General features: G+C 59.5%; 20 protein-coding genes. 13 read left to right on the top strand and 7 right to left on the bottom strand.

Annotated elements, in window-relative coordinates; translation table 11 throughout:
• The 7 genes from ACA068_RS21030 to ACA068_RS21000 all read left to right on the top strand — a co-directional run bounded on the left by ACA068_RS21030 (nt 1) and on the right by ACA068_RS21000 (nt 6,814).
• A complete protein-coding gene (locus ACA068_RS21030; RefSeq protein WP_497304490.1) occupies nt 1-357 on the top strand; it encodes a DUF4398 domain-containing protein in 357 nt (118 codons plus the stop codon).
• Nucleotides 354-1,166, top strand: coding sequence for an OmpA family protein (locus ACA068_RS21025; protein ID WP_497304489.1), 813 nt, complete (start codon nt 354-356; stop codon nt 1,164-1,166). The genes ACA068_RS21030 and ACA068_RS21025 overlap by 4 nt, the downstream gene beginning before the upstream one ends.
• A 201-nt stretch (nt 1,167-1,367) precedes the next feature.
• Nucleotides 1,368-2,807, top strand: a complete 1,440-nt coding sequence (locus ACA068_RS21020) for an aminotransferase-like domain-containing protein (RefSeq protein ID WP_109633782.1) — start codon at nt 1,368-1,370, stop codon at nt 2,805-2,807.
• Nucleotides 2,808-2,896: 89 nt separating this feature from the next.
• Nucleotides 2,897-3,385, top strand: a complete 489-nt coding sequence (locus ACA068_RS21015; protein WP_497304487.1) for a translation initiation factor 2 — start codon at nt 2,897-2,899, stop codon at nt 3,383-3,385.
• Nucleotides 3,386-3,551: 166 nt separating this feature from the next.
• On the top strand, nt 3,552-3,806 hold the full coding sequence (locus ACA068_RS21010; RefSeq protein WP_497304486.1) for a YkgJ family cysteine cluster protein: 255 nt from the start codon (nt 3,552-3,554) through the stop codon (nt 3,804-3,806).
• 41 nt (nt 3,807-3,847) lie between these two features.
• Entirely contained in the window at nt 3,848-4,453 is a 606-nt protein-coding gene (locus ACA068_RS21005; RefSeq protein WP_497304484.1) for an START domain-containing protein, read from the top strand.
• Nucleotides 4,454-4,720: 267 nt separating this feature from the next.
• Nucleotides 4,721-6,814, top strand: a complete 2,094-nt coding sequence (locus ACA068_RS21000; RefSeq protein WP_497304482.1) for an LTA synthase family protein — start codon at nt 4,721-4,723, stop codon at nt 6,812-6,814.
• A gap of 62 nt (nt 6,815-6,876) precedes the next feature.
• On the opposite strand, the gene ACA068_RS20995 is transcribed toward ACA068_RS21000, so the two are convergent.
• Nucleotides 6,877-7,035, bottom strand: a complete 159-nt coding sequence (locus ACA068_RS20995; protein ID WP_169858239.1) for a DUF3309 family protein — start codon at nt 7,033-7,035, stop codon at nt 6,877-6,879.
• Between the two features lie 280 nt (nt 7,036-7,315).
• Between ACA068_RS20995 and ACA068_RS20990 the strand changes: the two genes are divergently transcribed.
• The 3 genes from ACA068_RS20990 (at nt 7,316) to csrA (ending at nt 8,859) form a co-directional block, all read left to right on the top strand.
• On the top strand, nt 7,316-8,131 hold the full coding sequence (locus ACA068_RS20990) for an SDR family oxidoreductase (protein WP_497304480.1): 816 nt from the start codon (nt 7,316-7,318) through the stop codon (nt 8,129-8,131).
• A gap of 64 nt (nt 8,132-8,195) precedes the next feature.
• A complete protein-coding gene (locus ACA068_RS20985) occupies nt 8,196-8,528 on the top strand; it encodes a YnfA family protein (protein WP_497304478.1) in 333 nt (110 codons plus the stop codon).
• A 145-nt stretch (nt 8,529-8,673) separates the two neighbouring features.
• Nucleotides 8,674-8,859, top strand: a complete 186-nt coding sequence (gene csrA / locus ACA068_RS20980; protein ID WP_403107393.1) for a carbon storage regulator CsrA — start codon at nt 8,674-8,676, stop codon at nt 8,857-8,859.
• A gap of 5 nt (nt 8,860-8,864) precedes the next feature.
• Here csrA and ACA068_RS20975 read toward each other — a convergent pair whose 3' ends face one another.
• The 5 genes from ACA068_RS20975 to mnmC all read right to left on the bottom strand — a co-directional run bounded on the left by ACA068_RS20975 (nt 8,865) and on the right by mnmC (nt 16,362).
• Nucleotides 8,865-9,092: a YheU family protein gene (locus ACA068_RS20975; protein WP_010461751.1), complete on the bottom strand. Its 228-nt coding sequence runs from the start codon at nt 9,090-9,092 to the stop codon at nt 8,865-8,867.
• A gap of 194 nt (nt 9,093-9,286) precedes the next feature.
• Nucleotides 9,287-10,477, bottom strand: a complete 1,191-nt coding sequence (locus tag ACA068_RS20970; RefSeq protein WP_109633769.1) for an osmoprotectant NAGGN system M42 family peptidase — start codon at nt 10,475-10,477, stop codon at nt 9,287-9,289.
• 161 nt (nt 10,478-10,638) lie between these two features.
• On the bottom strand, nt 10,639-12,387 hold the full coding sequence (gene ngg / locus ACA068_RS20965) for an N-acetylglutaminylglutamine synthetase (protein ID WP_497304477.1): 1,749 nt from the start codon (nt 12,385-12,387) through the stop codon (nt 10,639-10,641).
• A 3-nt stretch (nt 12,388-12,390) separates the two neighbouring features.
• A complete protein-coding gene (locus ACA068_RS20960) occupies nt 12,391-14,163 on the bottom strand; it encodes an N-acetylglutaminylglutamine amidotransferase (RefSeq protein ID WP_497304475.1) in 1,773 nt (590 codons plus the stop codon).
• A gap of 219 nt (nt 14,164-14,382) precedes the next feature.
• Entirely contained in the window at nt 14,383-16,362 is a 1,980-nt protein-coding gene (mnmC, locus tag ACA068_RS20955) for a bifunctional tRNA (5-methylaminomethyl-2-thiouridine)(34)-methyltransferase MnmC2/FAD-dependent 5-carboxymethylaminomethyl-2-thiouridine(34) oxidoreductase MnmC1 (protein ID WP_497304473.1), read from the bottom strand.
• A gap of 169 nt (nt 16,363-16,531) precedes the next feature.
• Here mnmC and pap point away from each other — a divergent pair, with 169 nt between their 5' ends.
• Both pap and ACA068_RS20945 read left to right on the top strand, forming a co-directional pair.
• A complete protein-coding gene (pap, locus tag ACA068_RS20950) occupies nt 16,532-18,055 on the top strand; it encodes a polyphosphate:AMP phosphotransferase (RefSeq protein ID WP_497304471.1) in 1,524 nt (507 codons plus the stop codon).
• 102 nt (nt 18,056-18,157) lie between these two features.
• Complete coding sequence (locus tag ACA068_RS20945; RefSeq protein WP_497304469.1) at nt 18,158-19,342, top strand: thiolase family protein; 1,185 nt, start codon at nt 18,158-18,160, stop codon at nt 19,340-19,342.
• 122 nt (nt 19,343-19,464) lie between these two features.
• On the opposite strand, the gene ACA068_RS20940 is transcribed toward ACA068_RS20945, so the two are convergent.
• A complete protein-coding gene (locus ACA068_RS20940) occupies nt 19,465-19,659 on the bottom strand; it encodes a DUF6316 family protein (protein ID WP_497304467.1) in 195 nt (64 codons plus the stop codon).
• Nucleotides 19,660-19,870: 211 nt separating this feature from the next.
• Here ACA068_RS20940 and ACA068_RS20935 point away from each other — a divergent pair, with 211 nt between their 5' ends.
• Nucleotides 19,871-20,830, top strand: a complete 960-nt coding sequence (locus ACA068_RS20935) for a DMT family transporter (protein ID WP_497304466.1) — start codon at nt 19,871-19,873, stop codon at nt 20,828-20,830.
• The last annotated feature ends 131 nt before the right edge of the window (nt 20,831-20,961 follow it).

The following is a 20,961-nucleotide window of genomic DNA, read 5'->3' as shown; positions in this document are numbered from 1 at the left end:
GTGAGTATTCGACCTCTTTTCGCTGCCCTGGCCGTTCTGGCTCTGGCGGGTTGTGCAGCCGATCCGGCGCCGAATGAACAAATACGCCTGACCGAGCAGGCGCTCGAACAAGCCAAAGCCGTAGGCGCCACCGCCGCCGACGTGCCGGAACTCAAACTGGCCGAAGACAAGTTTTCCCGTGCCCAGGGCGACATGACCGATCAGTCCTATAAGCATGCGCGCATGCGGGCCGAGCAGGCCGAACTGGACGCGCGTCTGGCCGAAGCCAAGGTGCTGACCCTCAAGAGCGAGGAGCAGCTGAATGTGCTCAATACCCGCATCACTCGCCTGCGCAAGCAACTGGGAGATGCCCAATGAGCCTCAAGTCCAAGGCACTCGGCGGATTGATCCTCGCAGGTTGCGCAAGCCTTTACGGCTGCGCAGGCCAACACAGCGAGACTGCATTGCAGCAGGCCGGTTCTGATTTCCAGAAGGTCAAGGAAGACTCCAACGTACTGCGAATCGCGCCCAAGGACGTGATTCGTGCCGGTGAATCCCTGGCCCGTGCTGATCGTCTTTCCAGCTACTGGGGCAGCGGCTCGGATGTGGTGCATTACGCCTACCTGAGCCAGCGCTACAGCGAAATCGCCCGTGAGCACACCAATCAGGTGCTCAACGAAGAGCGCGCGGCGAAGCTCGAACTGGAACGTCAGCGTCTGCAACTGGCTCTGCGCGAGTCCAAATTGCTCAGCGTGCAGCAGCAGGGCAAGTGGCTCGAAGAACAGATTGTCGCTCTGGCAACCACCCAGACCGACCGTGGTCTGGTGATGACGCTGGGTGATGTGCTGTTCGACACCGGCGAAGCGGAGCTGAAGACTTCGGCGAACCGCGTGGTGCTTAAGATTGTGCAATTCCTGCAGCTTAATCCCAAGCGCGTGGTCCGCATCGAGGGCTATACCGACAGCACGGGTGGCAAGCACGACAACCTCAAGCTGTCCCGCGACCGTGCGCAATCGGTGGCGGACGTGCTGATGGACCTGGGGATCGACGACAAACGTATAAAAGTCGAAGGCTACGGCGATGAATACCCGGTGGACGTGAACGCTTCCGAGCGTGGTCGCGCGCAGAACCGTCGGGTGGAAATTGTGTTCTCCGACGAAAAAGGCCAGCTCGGCGCCACCCGCTAAGGGCTGCGTTACTGGAAAACCCGGCCTGCCTGTCAGCGCCGGGTTTTTTTGCGCCTGCCAATTGCCTCTCAAAACAGTACAGTTTTTGCTGACACTGCACTGTACGGTCGACTATTGTGGCAACTGTCCCAGTACACTTCTAAACTGTTCCGGTATTGTTTCACACAAGAATAAAATGCCCGTGAAATCGAGTGCTGCGTCATGACCAATCTTTTGCTCTACCAACGTATTGCTCAGCAACTGGCCGAAGACATCCGCCGTGGTGTCTATCAACCGGGGGAACGCGTGCCTTCGGTACGCAAGATGAGCTCGCAGCTCAACGTCAGCCATGCGACTGTTTTGCAGGCTTATGCCAATCTCGAGGATCAAGGGCTGATCCGCGCACGACCGCAGTCGGGTTACTACGTGCACCAGACCCCGGCCCTGACGGCGCCAACGCCGGACATCGCCCGGGTCGAGCGGCCCGGTCTGGTCACCCGCAGCAGCATCATTCAGCAAGTGTTGGTGGAATCCCGCCGCGAGGGCGTTTTCCCCTTGGGCGCGGCCGTGCCCAGCGTCGATTATCTGCCGGTCCGCGCCTTGCATCAGCAATTGGCCAAGGTCACCCGTTTCCATAGCCCGCGTGCCTTCAGTTACATGTTCAGCCCCGGTTTTGAACCGTTGCGCCGACAGGTGGCGATCCGCATGCGTGATGCCGGCGTGGTGGTTGATCCGTCCGAAGTGGTGATCACCCACGGCTGTGTCGATGCATTGCAGATGTCTCTTCGTGTGCTGACCCGTCCGGGCGACCTGATCGCCGCCGAATCGCCGACTTATTATGGTTTGCTGCAACTGGCCGACCTGCTGGGCCTCAAAGTCATCGAGATCCCCAGCGACCCGGCGACCGGGATGAGCCTCGAAGCCCTGCAATTGGCAGCCAATCAGTGGTCGATAAAGGCGCTGGTACTGACCACGCGTCTGAGTAATCCACTGGGCGGCACCATGCCCGAAGAGCGGCAGAAACAACTGCTGCGCCTGGCCTCGGATTTCGATATCCAGATCGTTGAAGACGATATCTACGGCGAGTTGATGTTCGAACAAGGCCGGACCAAATCGCTAAAGGCCTACGACCGGCTGGATCGGGTTATTTATTGCTCGAGCTTCTCCAAGACCCTGTCGCCGGGTGTGCGGATTGGCTGGATGATTGCCGGCAAATACCAGCAAGAGATTCAGCGTTTGCAGACGTTCAGCACGCATTCGGCGTGCAGCGTCACCCAGATGGGTATCGCGGCCTATCTGGAAAACGGTGGATACGATCGTCACTTGCGCTACATCCGGCAGGAGTACCGTAAAAACCTCAGCGCCTTCCAGCTGGCCGTGCAGCAATATTTCCCGGAAGGCACGCAAATGACCCGGCCGACCGGCGGCTTCATTCTGTGGGTCAGCCTGCCGGGGCGGGTCAACACTCAGGAACTGCATGTGCGTGCGTTGCAGCAGGGCATCAGTATCGCGCCGGGGCTGATTTTCAGTAACACCGAGCAGTTCAATCACTGCATTCGCCTGAACTGTGGAACGCCCTGGAACCGTGAAGCCGAGCGGGCATTGATGACGTTGGGAATGTTGGCGACTCAGCTGTGTCAGGAGACGGCCAGCGGTTTCTGACAAGCACGTCGGTCGTTTCGTACACGTGCTTGTCATGTTGCGTACAACAGGCGAGCATATGGCCCTCTGTCGTTAGCGTCGTTGGGTCCATGAAACCGTTTTTTCCTGCCGCCTGCCTATCGATCTGCCTCTTCTTGACCGTTAATGCCCAAGGCGTCATGGCGGCTTCGACTCCGGAAAAACCGGCAGCCAGCGTCACCTCGAAAAAAACAGCACCCGTCAAGAAAGCCGAGGCGGTCAAAAAGAATGCCGCGCCGGCCAAAAAGAAACCGGCGGTGCTGAAAAAACGTCCGCCGATTGCTTCCAAGTCGAAACCGGCCAGCGAAGTCGTGAAAACCCAGTTGCCTTCCGCCGATCTGGACCTGAGCCTGCCTAAAGACATGGTCGAAGAGCTGAAACCGGTCGGAACGGTCCCTTTGCCACGGCGCGACGCCGTATTGCCGCAGATGTTCGGTGACAAGAACAGTCAGTTTCAGCTCAACGGACGGCTGCTCAGCAACGAAATGCAGTTGCAACTGCGCAATGAGGAACGTCGGGACGTCGAAGGCGCAGCGCTGGATTTCGAGTTCAAACAGTAAATCTTCGCTGATTGGTGACCCGCGACCCAGACGCTTTGTCGGAGACTGGTCAGTCACATCGGTTTGAGCGCAAAAACCCCGGTCCAGGTAATTTTAAACAGCTGTTTTAGCGGTTACTCTGTGCCCCGTCCATTAACACATCGCCCGTCGAGAGGAGCTTGTCGTCATGAAATGCCGTGAAGGCTGTGGCGCCTGTTGCATTGCCCCTTCCATCAGTTCACCGATTCCCGGCATGCCCAATGGCAAAGTCGCTGGCGAACGTTGCGTTCAACTGTCTGTCGATAACCTGTGCAGTATTTTCGGCGATCCACAGCGTCCTGCCGTGTGTTCGGCGTTTGAAGCCGACGTCGAAGTCTGCGGAAGCAGCGGTGACGAAGCGATCAAGTTGCTGGGATGGTGGGAGCAAATGACGGCCGCGTGATGTGTTCTACGAACGGAACTTCAACAATAAGGAATAAGACTATGGGTTCACTGCATCGTATGGCTGTGCTGTGTGGTTTGACGGTTGTGCTGGCAACCACCGCCGCACAGGCCGAAGACTGGAAAGTCGCCAAGAATGAAGACGGCATCAAGGTGTCCCTGAGTGAAGTGGCCGGTTCCGATTACAAGGCCTACCAGGGTGTTACCCTGATGAAAACCACCATGGCCAAATTGCGCGCACTGCAGGAAGACGTAGCAGGCGCCTGCGCCTGGATTCACGAGTGCAAAATGCAGAAGCTGCTCAAGCACGAAGGCGATCAGAGCTGGACCTACACCCAGTTCAATACCCCGTGGCCGGTGACCCCGCGTGATTCGGTGCTGCATATCACCACCACCGAAGGCGCCGACGGCAGCCTGACCCGCAAGCTCGAAGGCGTGCCGAAGTACATTCCTGAGGAAAAAGGTTTCGTGCGAGTCACCAAGATCGACGGTTTCTGGAAGTTCGTGCCCAAGGGTGACCAGATCGAAGTGACCTACCAGGTGCACACTGAGCCAGGCGGCAGCATCCCATCGATGGTCGCCAACAAGTTCGTGGTCGATGCGCCGTTCAACACCCTGAAAGCCCTGAAGGAACGCGCAGAGAAATAAGCGCGCTGTTTCATAGAACGCCCCGACTGTTCGGGGCGTTTGTTTTTGCGATTATTTTGTTTCCAGATATACGTTGCACGAAATTTTCACAATGCCTCCAAGACAATTCGCCCGCGTCAGCATGCCGGGCACTAATCAATGGCAATGCTGCGGGTGATCGTGCAACATTTGCGCACCGCGCAAGCCCCGGGGCCGAGAACTGGCCAACAGAGGGCAGGGCGCCGCTTTATTTTTGAAACTTCAACTTCCAATGGGTCCTAAAACGACATGGCAAACCCGGACGCCCTGAGTCAGCAGCGAGCTTCTAGTCGCCTGCTGCAACCGACCGTCAAATCGCACCTGGCCTACACGCTGCTGTGCGCCTTGGTCATGATGGTCATGTTCAGCCTGCTGCGCGTTGCGCTGCTGGTCTACAACCGCGAAATGATCCAGGATTCACCAGCCTCGACCTTTATCGAGGCGTTCGCCAATGGTCTGCGTTTCGACCTGCGCCTGGTGGTCTACCTCTGCATTCCGCTGATACTGGCACTGTTCAGCGCCCGGGCCATGGCCGCTCGCGGGTTCTTCCGCTTCTGGCTGACCATCGCCTCGAGCATCGCGCTGTTCCTCGGCCTGATGGAGATGGATTTCTACCGTGAGTTCCACCAGCGCCTCAATGGCCTGGTCTTCCAGTACGTGAAGGAAGATCCGAAAACCGTGATGAGCATGCTCTGGTACGGTTTTCCTGTGGTTCGCTACCTGCTGGCCTGGGCTTTCGGCACGTTGATCCTGACCCTCGCGTTCAAGGGCGCCGACCGCGCGACCCGTCCTCGCGGTCCGTTCAGTGGCGGCAGCATCGGTACGCGCCAGATCGCCCCGTGGTATACGCGAAGCGTCGTGTTCGTGGTTTGCCTGCTGGTCTGCGTGGTCGCCGCTCGTGGCACCCTGCGTCAGGGCTCGCCGATGCGTTGGGGTGACGTCTACACCACCGACTCGAACTTCGCCAACCAGTTGGGCCTCAACGGCACCTTGTCGCTGATCGCGGCGGCCAAGAGCCGGATGTCCGAAGATCGCGACAACATCTGGAAAGCCACGGTGGAACAGCCAGTGGCTCAGCAGACCGTCCGCGATATGTTGCTGACCCCAAGCGACAAACTGGTGGATGGGGAAACCGCCGCCGTGCGTCGTAACTACTCTCCGGCCGCTGACAAAACCCTGCCGATCAAGAACGTCGTTGTGATCCTGATGGAAAGCTTCGCCGGTCACTCGGTGGGCGCGCTGGGTCGTCCGGGTAACGTCACGCCGTACTTTGACAAGCTGTCGAAAGAAGGCCTGTTGTTCGACCGCTTCTTCTCCAACGGCACCCACACCCACCAGGGCATGTTCGCCACCATGGCCTGCTTCCCGAACCTGCCGGGTTTCGAATACCTGATGCAGACCCCGGAAGGCAGCCACAAACTGTCCGGCCTGCCACAGTTGCTCAGCGCCCGTGAATACGACGATGTGTACGTCTACAACGGCGACTTCGCCTGGGACAACCAGTCGGGTTTCTTCAGCAACCAGGGCATGACCAACTTCATCGGGCGTAACGACTTCGTCAACCCGGTGTTCTCCGACCCGACCTGGGGCGTGTCCGACCAGGACATGTTCAACCGTGGTCTGGAAGAGTTGAAAGCCCGCGACGGCAAGGACAAAAAACCGTTCTATGCCTTGCTGCAAACCCTGTCCAACCACACGCCTTACGCCTTGCCGACGCCTTTGCCGGTCGAGCGCGTGACCGATCGTGGCAGCCTCAACGAACATTTGACCGCCATGCGCTACTCCGACTGGGCGCTGGGTCAATTCTTCGAGCAGGCGCGTAAAGAGCCGTACTTCAAGGAAACCCTGTTCGTGGTGGTCGGCGACCACGGTTTCGGCAACGAGCAGCAGATCACCGAAATGGACCTGGGTCGTTTCAATGTACCGATGCTGTTGATCGGGCCGGGCGTGCAGGACAAATTTGGTCAGGTTGACCACACCGTGGGCACCCAGATCGATATCGTGCCGACCATCATGGGGCGTATCGGTGGCGACGTGATTCACCAGTGCTGGGGTCGTGACTTGCTGAACTTGCCCGAAGGCGACAAGGGCTTCGGCGTGATCAAGCCATCGGGCAGCGATCAGACCGTAGCGTTGCTGACCGCGGATCGCGTGTTGGTACTGCCTAAGGAAATGCCGCCCAAGTTGTATCAGTACGAACTGGGTGCCAACCCGAGGGGCGAACTGATTCCGGCGTCGGCTGACGAAGCGGCCCTCAAGCAAAAACTCGAGTCGTTCATCCAGACTGCCACCAAGAGCCTGATCGACAACACCGCCGGTGTGGTTGACGGCACGCCGGACTAAGTTTTCGGCGCAATAAAAAAGAGGCCCTTTTTCAAGGGCCTCTTTTTTTGCCTGTTAGATCTTTATATTTTGCCGAGTAACAGCAGGATCAACAGCACTACCAACACCACGCCGATGATACCGGACGGGCCATAACCCCAACTTCTGGAGTGTGGGAAGACCGGCAAACCACCTACCAGCAACAGGATCAGAATAACGATAAGAATTGTGCCCATGTCTATTTCCTTGTTGGAAGTGTTCTGGAATTACCCGGCGTTTAACTGTCAGCTGGAATGCAATAAACCCGAGCTGCTTACAAAATCCGACTGTCGCGTGGGCAAGAAAATTCCAAAGTTTTTTAATGTTTTTCGAAGAAAGGCTTATTTCGTTTTTTGCAGCGTTAGTTGATTCAGGCACGGTCACGGTTTGAGCGGGCCATTCAGCAATCTGATGGAGCGTGGGTCGTGCAATGTCCTTCGCTACACTCAGCGCATCTTCCCCGGAACAACAAGGCTGTTTGCTATGCAAAATCGCATGATGATCACTGGCGCGGGCTCAGGCTTAGGTCGCGAAATCGCGCTGCGCTGGGCGCGTGAAGGCTGGCAGCTGGCCTTGTCGGATGTCAGCGAGCCCGGTCTGCAGGAAACCCTGAAACTGGTTCGCGAAGCGGGTGGCGACGGTTTTATCCAGCGTTGCGATGTGCGCGATTACAGCCAGCTGACGGCCTTCGCCCAAGCGTGCGAAGAGAAGCTTGGCGGCATCGATGTCATCGTCAACAACGCCGGCGTGGCGTCGGGCGGGTTCTTCAGTGAACTGTCCCTGGAGGATTGGGACTGGCAGATCGCGATCAACCTGATGGGCGTGGTCAAGGGCTGCAAGGCCTTCCTGCCGCTGCTGGAAAAAAGCAAAGGCAAGATCATCAACATCGCGTCCATGGCTGCCCTGATGCAAGGTCCGGCCATGAGCAACTACAACGTGGCCAAGGCCGGCGTAGTGGCCCTGTCCGAAAGCCTGCTGGTCGAACTGGCGCAGCAGGAAGTGGGCGTGCATGTAGTTTGTCCGTCGTTCTTCCAGACCAACCTGCTGGATTCCTTTCGTGGCCCGACTCCGGCCATGAAAGCCCAGGTCGGCAAATTGCTGGAAAGTTCGCCGATCACCGCAACCGACATCGCCGATTACATCTACAAGCATGTCGCCGCCGGTGAATTCATGATTCTGCCCCACGAGCAGGGACGCATGGCCTGGGCGCTGAAGCAGAAAAACCCGCAACTGCTCTACAACGAAATGACCGTCATGGCCGACAAAATGCGCGCCAAAGCCAAACAAAACGCAGGCTGAACTTGCCCGTGCGCAACACCGTCGTTAGGGTGGCCGCAACCGGCCATCCTTACGAGACGTGTGCATGCTCAATTACCTGTGGTTTTTTCTCGCGGCGCTGTTCGAAATCGCCGGCTGTTTCGCCTTCTGGATGTGGCTGCGCCAAGGTAAGAGCATTTGGTGGGTGGTGCCGGCGCTGCTCAGCCTGACGATGTTCGCGCTGTTGCTGACCCGTGTCGAGGCGACTTACGCCGGTCGGGCCTATGCCGCCTATGGGGGCATTTACATCGTCGCGTCGATCGGTTGGCTGGCGGTGGTCGAGCGGATTCGTCCCCTGGGCTCGGACTGGCTGGGTGTGGCGCTGTGCGTGATTGGCGCCAGTGTGATTCTGTTCGGCCCGCGTTTCTCTGCTTCCTGAAGGGGCAGTCAAACGATTTGTCAGACGTTTCCGTAAGGCGGGATCGTCCTGCGTTGTAGGGCGGGACTGATTTGTTGTCGTTGCATTGAAGAGCGGCTGTGCCACGGGCATCTTCAAGGGCCGGTAACCCTGAAGGATGAATGCCATGCTTGTACTCAGTCGCGTTGTGGGCGAGATGATTTCCATCGGTGACAACATTTCAGTGCGCATCATCGCCGTCAACGGAGGCAGCGTGCGCTTCGGTGTCGAAGCGCCACAAAACGTCAATGTGCATCGGGCCGAGGTCTACGATCGCATCCAGGTCAAACTGGCGAAAACCAAAGGACGCTGAACGCCTCAGTCGAACAGGTGCTTGGGCACATCGTGCTTGAGCATCAACTGGCATTGCTCGCTGTCCGGATCAAAAACGATCAGCGCCTGCCCCTTGGTCAATGCCTGGCGAACACGCAATACGCGGGTTTCAAGCGGTGTGTCGTCACCATTGTCCGTACCGTCGCGGGTCACGAAATCCTCGATCAGGCGGGTCAGGGTGTCGACTTCAAGTTGGTCGTAGGGAATCAGCATAGGCACCTCGGCTAAACAATGGCGCGATGCTACGGCGAATGATCGGTTGCGGCTAGCCCGGGACATGATGTGGCGCCTGATACACCGCCTTCGCGGGCAAGCCTCGCTCCTACAGGTTTCGCGCATCGACACATAACCTGTAGGAGTGAGGCTTGCCCGCGAAGGCGGTGTATCAGGCGATGAAAAAGCCAGGGTCAGCTATCTGTTCGCTGCCCCACCAGACTGTCCACCGACGGCACCCGCGTATCGCTTTCCATCTGCGTATCGTGCTCGATCTGATGACTGAACCGGTCCAGCGAGCCCTTCGCCGGCTGCGCATCACTGGCAAATACCGGCGGGCTCAGAATGTAGGCGCCGAGTAGACGACTCAGCGCCGCCAGGCTATCGATGTGCGTGCGCTCGTAACCGTGAGTAGCATCGCAGCCGAAGGCGAGCAGGGCGGTGCGGATGTCGTGCCCGGCGGTGACCGCCGAATGCGCATCGCTGAAGTAATAGCGAAACAGGTCGCGGCGCACCGGCAACTCGTTTTCACTGGCCAATCTGAGCAAGTGCCGCGACAGGTGATAGTCGTAAGGTCCGCCGGAATCCTGCATCGCCACGCTCACCGCGTGTTCACTGGAGTGCTGGCCGGGCGCAACCGGCGCGATGTCGATGCCGACGAATTCGCTGACGTCCCAGGGCAAGGCGGCCGCCGCACCGCTGCCGGTTTCCTCGGTGATGGTGAACAGCGGATGACAATCGATCATCAACTCCTCGCCGCTGTCGATGATCGCCTTCATTGCCGCCAGCAGCGCCGCAACACCGGCCTTGTCGTCGAGGTGACGGGCGCTGATATGGCCGCTTTCAGTGAACTCCGGCAGCGGGTCGAAGGCGACGAAATCGCCCACGCTGATCCCCAGGGAATCGCAGTCGGCGCGTGTGGCGCAGTAAGCGTCCAGACGTAATTCGACGTGATCCCAACTGATCGGCATTTCATCCACCGCAGTGTTGAATGCGTGCCCGGAAGCCATCAGCGGTAACACGCTGCCGCGAATCACCCCGTTGTCGGTGAACAGGCTGACGCGGCTGCCCTCGGCAAAACGACTGGACCAGCAACCGACCGGGGCGAGCGTCAGGCGACCATTGTCTTTCACCGCGCGAACCGCGGCGCCGATGGTGTCGAGGTGAGCGGAGACCGCACGGTCCGGGCTGTTTTTCTTGCCCTTGAGGGTCGCGCGGATCGTGCCGCGCCGAGTCATTTCGAAGGGAATACCCAGCTCTTCGAGGCGTTCGGCAACGTACCGCACGATGGTGTCGGTGAAGCCGGTCGGGCTGGGAATGGCGAGCATTTCCAGCAGGACTTTTTGCAAGTAGTTGAGATCCGGTTCCGGGATTTTGCTGGTCATGGAAACTCCTGATGAGTAAAGAACATCGATGGTTTCGATGAAGGAAAAGTTGGGTGCCTGACCTGACGCCTTCGCGAGCAAGCTTCGCTCCTACAGGTAATACGCGTTCCTTTGTAGGAGCGAGGCTTGCCCGCGAAGGCGTCAGTCCAGACGACACATGATTAGGAAACAGCCGGCTGGCTATGCGGAAACAACAAATCCACAAACCGCTCGGCCGTCGGCTGCGGTTCATGGTTGGCCAGCCCGGCGCGTTCGTTGGCTTCGATAAACACATACGCCGGTTGGTCGGCAGCAGGCACCATCAGGTCGAGCCCGACCATGGGAATATCCAGCGCCCGCGCCGCGCGCACCGCCGCATCCACCAGGGTCGGATGCAAAATCGCTGTGACATCCTCAAGGACACCGCCGGTATGAAGATTCGCGGTACGCCTGACGAACAGATGCTCACCGGCCGGCAGAATACTGTTGTAGTCATAACCCGCCGCCTGCAGCGTGCGCTCGGTCTCATGGTCCAGCGGGATTTTGCTTTCACCGCTGGTGGCCGCCTGCCGACGCCGACTCTGCGCTTCGATCAGCGCACCGATGGAATGTTGACCATCGCCCACCACCTCGGCGGGCCGGCGAATCGCCGCGGCGACCACCTCGAAACCGATCACCACAATCCGCAAATCGAGACCTTCGTGGAAACTTTCCAGCAGCACGCGGCTGTCGAACTGTCGGGCGGCTTCGATCGCGTGCTGGACCTCTTCGATGGTCCGCAAATCCACCGCGACGCCTTGACCTTGCTCGCCATCCAGAGGCTTCACGACCACTCGCTCGTGCTCATCGAGAAACGCCAGGTTGTCGTCGGCGTTGCCGGCCAGTTGCTGCGAGGGCAGGTTCAAACCGGCGGCCTTGAGCACTTTGTGCGTCAGGCTTTTGTCCTGGCACAGGGTCATGCTGATGGCGCTGGTCAGGTCGCTCAGGGATTCGTGGCAACGCACCCGGCGCCCGCCATGACTGAGGGTGAACATCCCGGCGTCGGCGTCATCGACGTGCACATCGATGCCACGTCGATGGGCTTCCTCGACAATGATCCGCGCATACGGGTTGAACTCGGCTTCAGGCCCGGGGCCAAGAAACAGCGGCTGATTGATGCCGTTCTTGCGCTTGATGGCGAAGGTCGACAGGTTGCGAAAACCCAGTTTGGTGTAAAGATTTTTCGCCTGCCGGTTGTCGTGCAACACCGAGAGGTCGAGGTAACTCAGGCCACGGCTCATGAAGTGTTCGATCAAATGCCGCACCAGCACTTCACCGACGCCGGGCCGCGAGCAGTGCGGATCGACCGCCAGGCACCACAGGCTGCTGCCGTTCTCTGGGTCGTTGAACGCCTTGTGATGGTTGAGGCCCATGACGCTGCCGATGATCGCGCCACTGTCCTCATCTTCGGCCAGCCAATACACCGGTCCGCCCTGATGTCGCGGCGTCAGCAAATTCGCGTCAATCGGCAACATGCCGCGCGCCTGGTACAGCTGATTGATCGCCTGCCAGTCTGTCTCGCTTTGGGCCCGGCGAATGCGAAAACCGCGAAACACCCGGCTTGACTGACGGTAATCGCTGAACCAAAGGCGCAAGGTGTCGGAGGGGTCAAGGAACAGTTGCGCCGGTTCCAGCCCCAATACTTGCTGGGGTGCGGCAACGTACAAGGCGATGTCGCGCTCGCCGGTCTGCTCGTTGAGCAGCTCCTGGGCCAGGCTCGCCGCATCAGGAAAGGTATGGCCGATCAGCAACCGGCCCCAACCGCAATGCACAGCAATCGGCGCGGCGCTGAGTTCACTGCCGTCTTCGGCCAGGCGTGCCTGCAAACGTTCATAGGAGGGCGACTGACCGCGCAACAAGCGTTGGCTATAAGCCGTGGCGTGGGGTTTCATCGATCAGATTCCTTGTTCACTGAGCCACAGGTTCAGGGCCGCCAATTGCCACAGCTTGGAGCCGCGCAACGGGGTCAACTGTCCTTGCGGATCGGTCAGCAGACGGTCAAGCATGGCCGGGTTGAACAGGCCGCGATCCTGGCTTGGATCGAGCAGCAGGTCGCGCACCCAGTTCAACGTATCGCCCTGCAAATGCTTGAGGCCCGGCACCGGAAAGTAACCTTTCTTGCGGTCAATCACTTCACTCGGAATCACCAGCCGCGCGGCTTCTTTCAAGACTTGCTTGCCGCCGTCCGGCAGTTTGAATTTGCCCGGCACCCGGGCCGACAATTCCACCAGGCGATAGTCGAGAAACGGGGTGCGCGCTTCCAGGCCCCAGGCCATGGTCATGTTGTCGACACGTTTGACTGGGTCGTCTACCAACATGATCGTGCTGTCCAGACGCAGGGCTTTATCCACCGCCGCATCGGCGCCGGGCTGTGCGAAATGCTCCTTCACGAAGTCACCGGCAGCGTCATTGGCCGTCAGCCATTTCGGTTGCACGGTGGCGGCGTAATCCTCGTAGCTGCGGTCGAAGAACGCATCGCGATAGGCTGCGTAAGGATCGGCGGCGCCATCAACTTGTGGATACCAGTGATAACCGGCGAACAACTCGTCCGCGCCCTGGCCGCTCTGCACCACTTTGCAATGCTTGGCCACTTCCCGAGACAGCAAGTAGAAGGCGATGCAGTCATGGCTGACCATCGGCTCGCTCATGGCGCGGAACGCCGCGGGCAATTGCTCGATGATCTCTTTCTCGTCGATGCGCAGTTGATGGTGCTGCGTGTTGTAGTGTTTGGCGATCAAGTCCGAATACTGGAACTCATCGCCGCGTTCACCGCCGGCATCCTGGAAACCGATGGAGAAGGTCGACAGGTTTTCCACGCCGACTTCACGCAACAGACCCACCAGCATGCTCGAATCGACACCGCCCGACAGCAGTACGCCGACATCCACGGCCGCCCGTTGACGAATCGCCACCGCGTCGCGGGTGCTGTCGAGTACGCGGTCACGCCAGTCTTCGAGTGTCAGATTCATCTCGTCGGCGTGGGGGCCGTAGGGCAGGGTCCACCAGGTTTTCTGCTCGGTGGTGCCGTCTGCTTCGATGCGCATCCAGGTCGCGGGTGGCAGTTTTTCGATGCCGGCCAGCAAGGTGCGCGGGGCGGGAACCACCGCGTGGAAATTCAAGTAGTGATTAAGCGCCACCGGGTCGAGGATCGGGTTGATATCACCGCCCTTTAGCAGCGCCGGCAACGCCGAGGCAAAACGCAGGCGCTGGCCGGTGCGCGACAGGTACAGCGGTTTCACGCCGAGACGGTCACGCGCGATAAACAGGCGCTTGGCGTCTCGCTCCCAGATGGCGAAGGCAAACATGCCATTGAGTTTGGGCAGTAGCGCTTCGCCCCAGGCGTGATAACCCTTGAGCAGCACTTCGGTGTCGCCACCGGAATAGAAGGCATAACCGAGGCTTTCCAGTTCGGTGCGCAGTTCCGGGAAGTTGTAGATCGCGCCATTGAAGGCCAGGGACAAACCCAGTTGGTTGTCGACCATCGGCTGCGCCGAGCCGTCCGACAGGTCCATGATTTTCAGGCGACGGTGGCCCAGGGCAATCGGCCCCTGGCTGTGAAAGCCCCACGCGTCAGGGCCGCGAGGGGCCAGGTGATGGGTGATTCGTTCAACGGCTGCAAGGTCCGCAGGTTGATGATCAAAGCGTAACTCGCCAGCTAATCCGCACATAAAGTCCTTACCGGTTTTTCCGTTGGGGAGGGTCAATCGATACCCGGCCAAAATGACGGGTACTCAGAAACTGACCCGGAGGGATCGTGGGAGTTTTAGATCGATAAGTAATAAGAGGGAATACGCAGGCGTGCGCCATTAACCCAAAACGGCAGGCCATGTGCGGTACATGAATAGGTTAAACAGGGTGTCTGCGCACTTACGCACAGTTGAGTCGATTCATTTACCTCGAATCAAACGGCGCAAGGCAAAGCGGTTCGGATGACACGCCTCGGCCACGGCTCTGGGCAATGGCAGCGGTTCGTTGTCGAGCCAGGCAGCCAGCAACTCGCCTGACAACGGCGCGGTGATCAGCCCTCGCGAACCGTGGCCGCTGTTGACGTACAAGCCGTCCAGCCATGGGCAAGGGATGTCCGGCGTTTGTCGGGCATCCTTGCTCAGGGCGATGTAGGCGTCGGCGAAGGCCAGACTGTCTGACAAAGGGCCGACAATTGGCAGGTAATCGGGGCTGGTGCAGCGGAACGCCGCGCGACCTCCAAGTGTCTCGGGTCGCAAGGCCTCTGCGCCGAGTCGGGCGACCAGGTCCACGGAGATTTCCTCGAGCATCTGCAGGTTGCCGGCATGCTCGGCCGTGGTCGGCGTCAGGTCGTCGTTGTGGAAGTCGAAACTTGCACCCAGGGTGTGTTCGCCCAGACGGGCCGGTGCGACATAACCTTCGGCGCACACTACGGTGCTCAGGCTTTGGCTTGCAGGCGTTTGCGGCAAGCGAGTGATCTGTCCGCGAATACGTTTGAGTGGCAAGTCGCTGCTGAAGCCGAAACGCTTGATCTCGGCAGCACCGGCCAGCACCACCACCGGTGCGTTGGCCAGCAACCTGTGACTCTCCCACGCTTGCCATTGCCCTTCCACACGACGCAGTTCAAGTACATCGTGATGGGTCAGGAGCCGGATATTCGGATGCGCCGCTTGCCATGCGCACAGGGCGGGCGGATGCACCCAACCGCCCTCGGGGTAAAACAGGCCGCCCGATTGCAACGCGATGCCCGCGCGGATCTGCGCGTGTTCCTGATCGAGTGTGTGCAGCAAATCCTCGGGAAACGCCGCCGCCAGTTGTGCCTGACGTTCGGCTTCCTTGGCGTTGAAGGCCAGTTGCAGCACACCGCAATCGTCCCAGTCGACGCCTAGGTGCAAGTGCTCAAGTAAACGCCGGGTGTGACCGAAACCACTGACAATCAACTGTGACAATGCCGTGCCATGGGCCGAAAGCTTGAGGTACAACACGCCCTGTGGATTGCCCGACGCTTCCTGTGCCAACGCATCGTGCCGCTCCAGCAAACTGACTTGCCAGCCCCGCGCCGCCAGGCTGGCGGCGGTGGCGCAACCGGCCAGGCCTGCGCCAATCACCAGGGCGTGACGTTCGCCGGTCAACGGCGTTGGACGGGCAAACCAGGGTTTCGCCACGACAGGCGCGGGGGCGTCTTCAGGCCAGCCCAGAAACACGCCGCGCAGGATTTCCCATTTGTGGCCGATACCGGGCGTGCGCTTCATCTTGAAGCCCGCCGCGTTCAATAGTCGGCGAACCCAACCGGTGCTGGTGAAGGTGCTGAGGGTCGAGCTGGGCGCGGCCAGGCGCGCCAGTTCGGCGAACAGTTCGGCGGTCCACATGTCGGGGTTTTTCGCCGGGGCAAAGCCGTCGAGAAACCATGCATCAATCTGTGCGTCCAGTTGCGGCAATTGCTCCAGCGCGTCGCCGATCAGCAGCGTCAGGGTCACGCGACCGTTGTCCAGAACCAGGCGCTGGAAGCCTTGATGGATCGCCACGTATTGCTTCAGTAATTGATCGGCAAACGACTTGAGCTCCGGCCACAAGGCCAGGGCACGCTCTAAGTCTGGCTGGCTCAGCGGGTACTTTTCGACGCTGACAAAGTGCAGGCGCGCACCGGCCGCTGCGTGCTGTTCGAACAACTGCCAGGCGCACAAAAAATTCAAACCAGTGCCGAAACCGGTTTCGCCAATGACCAATCGACCACCGTCCGGCAACGCGGCGAAACGTTCACGCAAACCGTTCTGTTCGAGAAATACGTAGCGGGTCTCTTCAAGGCCTGACTTGTCCGAAAAATAGACATCGTCGAACACCCGCGAATACGGGCGACCCTGGTCGTCCCAGTCGAGTTGGGCGTGAGGCAATACAGGTTTCATGGCAGGCTCGGCAACGGCAAGGCGGCCATTCTAGCTGATCGAGGTGGCGATGCTTGATCCGTGGCACGTGTCAGTGACAATTGCCACAAAAGCCCAGCTGCAGGGAATTTTCTGTGATGACTATGGGCCCAATCCGCTAGTCTTGCTCAATCTGGAAAGGGAGTCGTCCATGTTCGAATCTGCTGAAATCGGTCACGCCATCGACAAAGAAACCTACGAAGCTGAAGAACCGGCACTGCGCGAAGCGTTACTCGAAGCGCAGTTCGAACTTCAACAGCAAAAGCGCTTTCCGGTGATCGTCCTGATCAACGGCATTGAAGGCGCGGGCAAGGGCGAGACGGTCAAGTTGCTCAACGAGTGGATGGACCCGCGGCTGATCGAAGTCCGCACCTTCGACCAGCAGACCGATGAAGAGCTGGCGCGACCACCGGCCTGGCGGTACTGGCGGATGCTCCCGGCCAAGGGGCGCATGGGGATTTTCTTCGGCAACTGGTACAGCCAGATGCTCCAGGGCCGGGTCCATGGGGAGTTCAAGGACGCGGTGCTGGATCAGGCGATCAACCAGTCCGAGCGCTTTGAAAAAATGCTCTGCGACGAAGGCGCGCTGATTTTCAAATTCTGGTTTCACCTCTCCAAGAAGCAGATGAAGGCGCGTCTCAAGGCACTTGCTGACGACCCCTTGCACAGCTGGCGCATCAGTCCGCTGGACTGGCAACAGTCCCAGACCTACGACAAGTTCGTGAAGTACGGCGAGCGTGTGTTGCGCCGCACTAGCCGCGACTACGCGCCTTGGCATGTGATTGAAGGCGTGGATGCGCATTACCGCAGTCTGGCGGTGGGTAAGATCCTGCTCGAAGGCCTGCAAAGTGCCTTGAAGCGGTCCAGAATCCATCCCGCCAAGGTCAACGCTGCGCCGCTGCCAATCCATGTCGATCAGCTCAACCTGCTCGACAGCCTCGACTTGAGCCAACGCCTGGACAAGGACAATTACGAAGAGCAACTGATTACCGAGCAGGCGCGATTCTCGGGTCTGATGCGTGACAAACGCATGCGTCAACATGCATTGATCGCGGTGTTCGAAGGTAATGACGCGGCGGGCAAGGGCGGGGCGATTCGGCGAGTTGCCGCGGCGCTCGATCCACGCCAGTACAGCATCGTGCCGATTGCCGCGCCCACCGAGGAAGAACGGGCGCAACCGTATTTGTGGCGCTTCTGGCGGCACCTTCCGGCCAAGGGCAAGTTCACCGTATTCGATCGCTCGTGGTATGGCCGGGTATTGGTCGAGCGCGTTGAGGGCTTCTGTCCGCCCGCGGACTGGCTGCGGGCCTACAGCGAGATCAACGATTTCGAAGAGCAGATTTCCGAGTCTGGCCTCATCGTGGTCAAGTTCTGGCTGGCCATCGACAAGGAGACGCAACTGGAGCGATTCCAGGCGCGGGAAGAAATCCCCTTCAAGCGTTTCAAGATCACTGAAGACGACTGGCGCAACCGGGACAAGTGGGACGCCTACCGCGCGGCCGTCGGCGACATGGTTGACCGCACCAGCACGGAAATCTCGCCGTGGACCCTGGTGGAGGCCAACGACAAACGCTGGGCCCGGGTCAAGGTCCTGCGCACGATCAACCTGGCGCTGGAAGAAGCGTTCGAGAAATCAGACAAACACGACAAGAAGACCAAAAAACGCAAGTCGTGAGCCGATGGTTACGCATACGCGGGGTGAATGATTGTCGCGGTCGGTTATGGGGTGGACTTATGCTCGGTCCACTCTCAACCGACAACAACAATGAGGTATGCCATGCGTGAAGTGGTGATCGTCGACAGCGTGCGGACCGGCCTGGCCAAATCCTTTCGCGGCAAATTCAACCAGACCCGTCCGGATGACATGGCGGCGCATTGTGTCGATGCGTTGTTGGCGCGCACTGGCATCGACCCGGCCAGCGTCGAGGATTGCATCGTCGGTGCGGGCTCCAACGAAGGCGCTCAGGGTTACAACATCGGTCGCAACGTCGCGGTGTTGTCGCGTTTGGGCATCGGCACCGCGGGCATGACCCTCAACCGTTTCTGCTCGTCGGGCTTGCAGGCCATCGCCATTGCCGCTAACCAGATCGCGTCGGGCTGCAGCGACATCATCGTGGCCGGTGGCGTCGAGTCCATCAGCCTGACCATGAAAAGCGTCAACACCGACAACCTGATCAACCCACTCCTGAAAGAGCAGGTGCCTGGCATCTATTTCCCGATGGGCCAGACCGCCGAAATCGTCGCGCGCCGTTACAGCGTCAGTCGCCAGGAGCAGGATCTGTACGCATTGCAAAGTCAGCAGCGCACGGCTCAGGCTCAGGCCGCTGGATTGTTCGATGACGAAATCGTGCCGATGGCGGTGAAGTATCGGGTTGAAGACAAGGCCACCGGTCAGATCCAGATCCTCGACGGGATCGTCGACCGCGACGACTGCAACCGCCCGGACACCACGCTGGAAAGCCTGGCCGGGTTGAAACCGGTGTTTACCGAGGATGGTTCGGTGACGGCGGGTAACTCGTCGCAACTGTCCGATGGGGCTTCGATGACGCTGGTCATGAGCCTGGAAAAAGCCCTGGCGCTGGGACTCAAACCCAAGGCGTTCTTCCGTGGTTTCACGGTGGCCGGGTGTGCTCCGGACGAGATGGGCATCGGTCCGGTGTTTTCGGTGCCGAAATTGCTCAAGGCCAAGGGGTTGCAGGTGGCCGACATTGATCTGTGGGAGCTCAACGAAGCATTCGCTTCGCAGTGCCTGTACAGCCGCAATCGCCTGGAGATCGATAACGACAAGTACAACGTCAATGGCGGCTCGATTTCCATCGGCCATCCGTTCGGCATGACGGGTTCGCGTCAGGTCGGGCATCTTGTGCGTGAGTTGCAGCGGCGCAATTTGCGATACGGCGTAGTCACCATGTGCGTAGGTGGCGGGATGGGTGCGACGGGGTTGTTTGAAGCGGTGCGTTAAGGCTAGAAGACGCCTGCTGTCTGATTAACCGCCATCGCGAGCAGGCTCGCTCCCACAGTGATCTGATGCGCTACGCAGATCCAGTGTGGGAGCGAGCCTGCTCACGATGGCAGCGCCTCGGTCTAACCCCTGGCACCCGAAATCTGCATCCGCTCTATGTACGCCTGAATCTCCCGCTCGGCCGCCAGCGGATTATCAAACGGCCCCTCCAGCGTGTTTTCCCGGGTGCTGAAAAATAGTTCCCCATTCACACGACACACCCGGTCGCAGCGAAAGTGCGTGGAGGGGGCGGTGTCCTGGGCGCGCATGCCGTACATGGCGGGTCTCCTCAAGGATGTTCTTGTGGGTGGATCCGATGAGCTTATGCATGAACCACTTGCAGCGCCTGGCCAACTGATCGACGGCACATCGCCAATTTAATGGTGCGACCTGCACAGTTTCATTCGCGGCCCGTCGCCAACTGTCCCTGTGTCGGGCCGGGGTCTGCGCCTAGAATGGTGTTTCTTGCCATCTGGCTTTGAGGTTCGCATGCACATTTCTTCCGGTCGCTGGGTTTACGGCTTGTTCCTGGCCTTGTTGACCGCGCTGCTGTGGGGAATCCTGCCGATCAAACTCAAACAAGTCCTGCTGGTGATGGACCCGGTGACGGTGACCTGGTTTCGCCTGACGGTGTCTGGTGGCTGCCTGTTCATCTATCTGGCGGCGACCAGACGCCTGCCTAGTCGCAAGGTTCTCGGTCCCCGTGGCGGCTGGCTGGTGTTGATGGCGGTGCTTGGCCTGGTCGGCAACTACGTGCTGTACCTGATGGGCCTGAACCTGCTCAGCCCCGGCACCGCGCAGTTGGTGGTGCAGATGGGCCCGATCATGTTGCTGATCGCCAGTCTGTTTGTGTTCAAGGAACGCTTCAGTGTGGGGCAGGGGATTGGTCTGCTGGTGCTGCTGATCGGTTTCGCGCTGTTCTTTAATCAACGCCTGGCCGAGTTGTTGACCTCGCTGACCGATTACACCGCCGGCGTGTTGCTGGTGCTTCTGGCCTCGACGGTCTGGACGTTTTACGCACTGGGGCAGAAGCAATTGCTTACGGTATGGAACTCGTTGCAGGTGATGATGGTGATCTACCTGTTCTGCGCGCTGTTGCTGACGCCTTGGGTGCATCCGCTGGAGGCGATGCAGTTGAGCCCGTTGCAAGGCTGGTTGCTGCTGGCGTGCTGCATGAACACCTTGATCGCCTACGGCGCCTTTGCCGAAGCGCTGGCCCATTGGGAAGCTTCGCGAGTCAGTGCGACGCTGGCGATTACGCCGTTGGTGACGTTTGGCGCGGTGGCCGTGGCGGCGTGGGCATGGCCGGAATATGTGCATGCCGAGACGATCAATGGCCTGGGGTATGGCGGGGCGGTGTTGGTGGTGGTGGGGTCGGCGTTGGTGGCCCTTGGGCCGTCGTTGATTGCCGGGCTCAGGGCCCGAAAGGTACGGATGGCGGCCAGTTAGACCGAGTTATCGTTCTTCGCGGGCAAGCCTCGCTCCTACAGGTTTTGTGTCGATCACAATATTCAGGATTGACACAAAACCTGTAGGAGCGAGGCTTGCCCGCGAAGACTGACTGTCAGGCGCTACAAAAT

Source organism: Pseudomonas sp. LBUM1660 (genome assembly GCF_059695935.1).
This window is presented reverse-complemented; position numbering and strand designations above follow the sequence as displayed.

Bases quoted from the DNA above. Each gene is read 5' to 3' on its own strand.
- ACA068_RS20945 (WP_497304469.1), top strand. From the start codon at position 18,158: ATGCGTGAAGTGGTGATCGTCGACAGCGTGCGGACCGGCCTGGCCAAA.
- ACA068_RS21000 (WP_497304482.1), top strand. From the start codon at position 4,721: ATGGCAAACCCGGACGCCCTGAGTCAGCAGCGAGCTTCTAGTCGCCTG.
- ACA068_RS20940 (WP_497304467.1), bottom strand. From the start codon at position 19,659: ATGTACGGCATGCGCGCCCAGGACACCGCCCCCTCCACGCACTTTCGC.
- ngg (WP_497304477.1), bottom strand. From the start codon at position 12,387: ATGAAACCCCACGCCACGGCTTATAGCCAACGCTTGTTGCGCGGTCAG.
- ACA068_RS20990 (WP_497304480.1), top strand. From the start codon at position 7,316: ATGCAAAATCGCATGATGATCACTGGCGCGGGCTCAGGCTTAGGTCGC.
- ACA068_RS21015 (WP_497304487.1), top strand. From the start codon at position 2,897: ATGAAACCGTTTTTTCCTGCCGCCTGCCTATCGATCTGCCTCTTCTTG.
- ACA068_RS21010 (WP_497304486.1), top strand. From the start codon at position 3,552: ATGAAATGCCGTGAAGGCTGTGGCGCCTGTTGCATTGCCCCTTCCATC.
- ACA068_RS20985 (WP_497304478.1), top strand. From the start codon at position 8,196: ATGCTCAATTACCTGTGGTTTTTTCTCGCGGCGCTGTTCGAAATCGCC.
- ACA068_RS21025 (WP_497304489.1), top strand. From the start codon at position 354: ATGAGCCTCAAGTCCAAGGCACTCGGCGGATTGATCCTCGCAGGTTGC.
- ACA068_RS21020 (WP_109633782.1), top strand. From the start codon at position 1,368: ATGACCAATCTTTTGCTCTACCAACGTATTGCTCAGCAACTGGCCGAA.
- ACA068_RS20970 (WP_109633769.1), bottom strand. From the start codon at position 10,477: ATGACCAGCAAAATCCCGGAACCGGATCTCAACTACTTGCAAAAAGTC.
- pap (WP_497304471.1), top strand. From the start codon at position 16,532: ATGTTCGAATCTGCTGAAATCGGTCACGCCATCGACAAAGAAACCTAC.
- ACA068_RS20960 (WP_497304475.1), bottom strand. From the start codon at position 14,163: ATGTGCGGATTAGCTGGCGAGTTACGCTTTGATCATCAACCTGCGGAC.
- ACA068_RS21005 (WP_497304484.1), top strand. From the start codon at position 3,848: ATGGGTTCACTGCATCGTATGGCTGTGCTGTGTGGTTTGACGGTTGTG.
- mnmC (WP_497304473.1), bottom strand. From the start codon at position 16,362: ATGAAACCTGTATTGCCTCACGCCCAACTCGACTGGGACGACCAGGGT.
- ACA068_RS20975 (WP_010461751.1), bottom strand. From the start codon at position 9,092: ATGCTGATTCCCTACGACCAACTTGAAGTCGACACCCTGACCCGCCTG.
- ACA068_RS20935 (WP_497304466.1), top strand. From the start codon at position 19,871: ATGCACATTTCTTCCGGTCGCTGGGTTTACGGCTTGTTCCTGGCCTTG.
- csrA (WP_403107393.1), top strand. From the start codon at position 8,674: ATGCTTGTACTCAGTCGCGTTGTGGGCGAGATGATTTCCATCGGTGAC.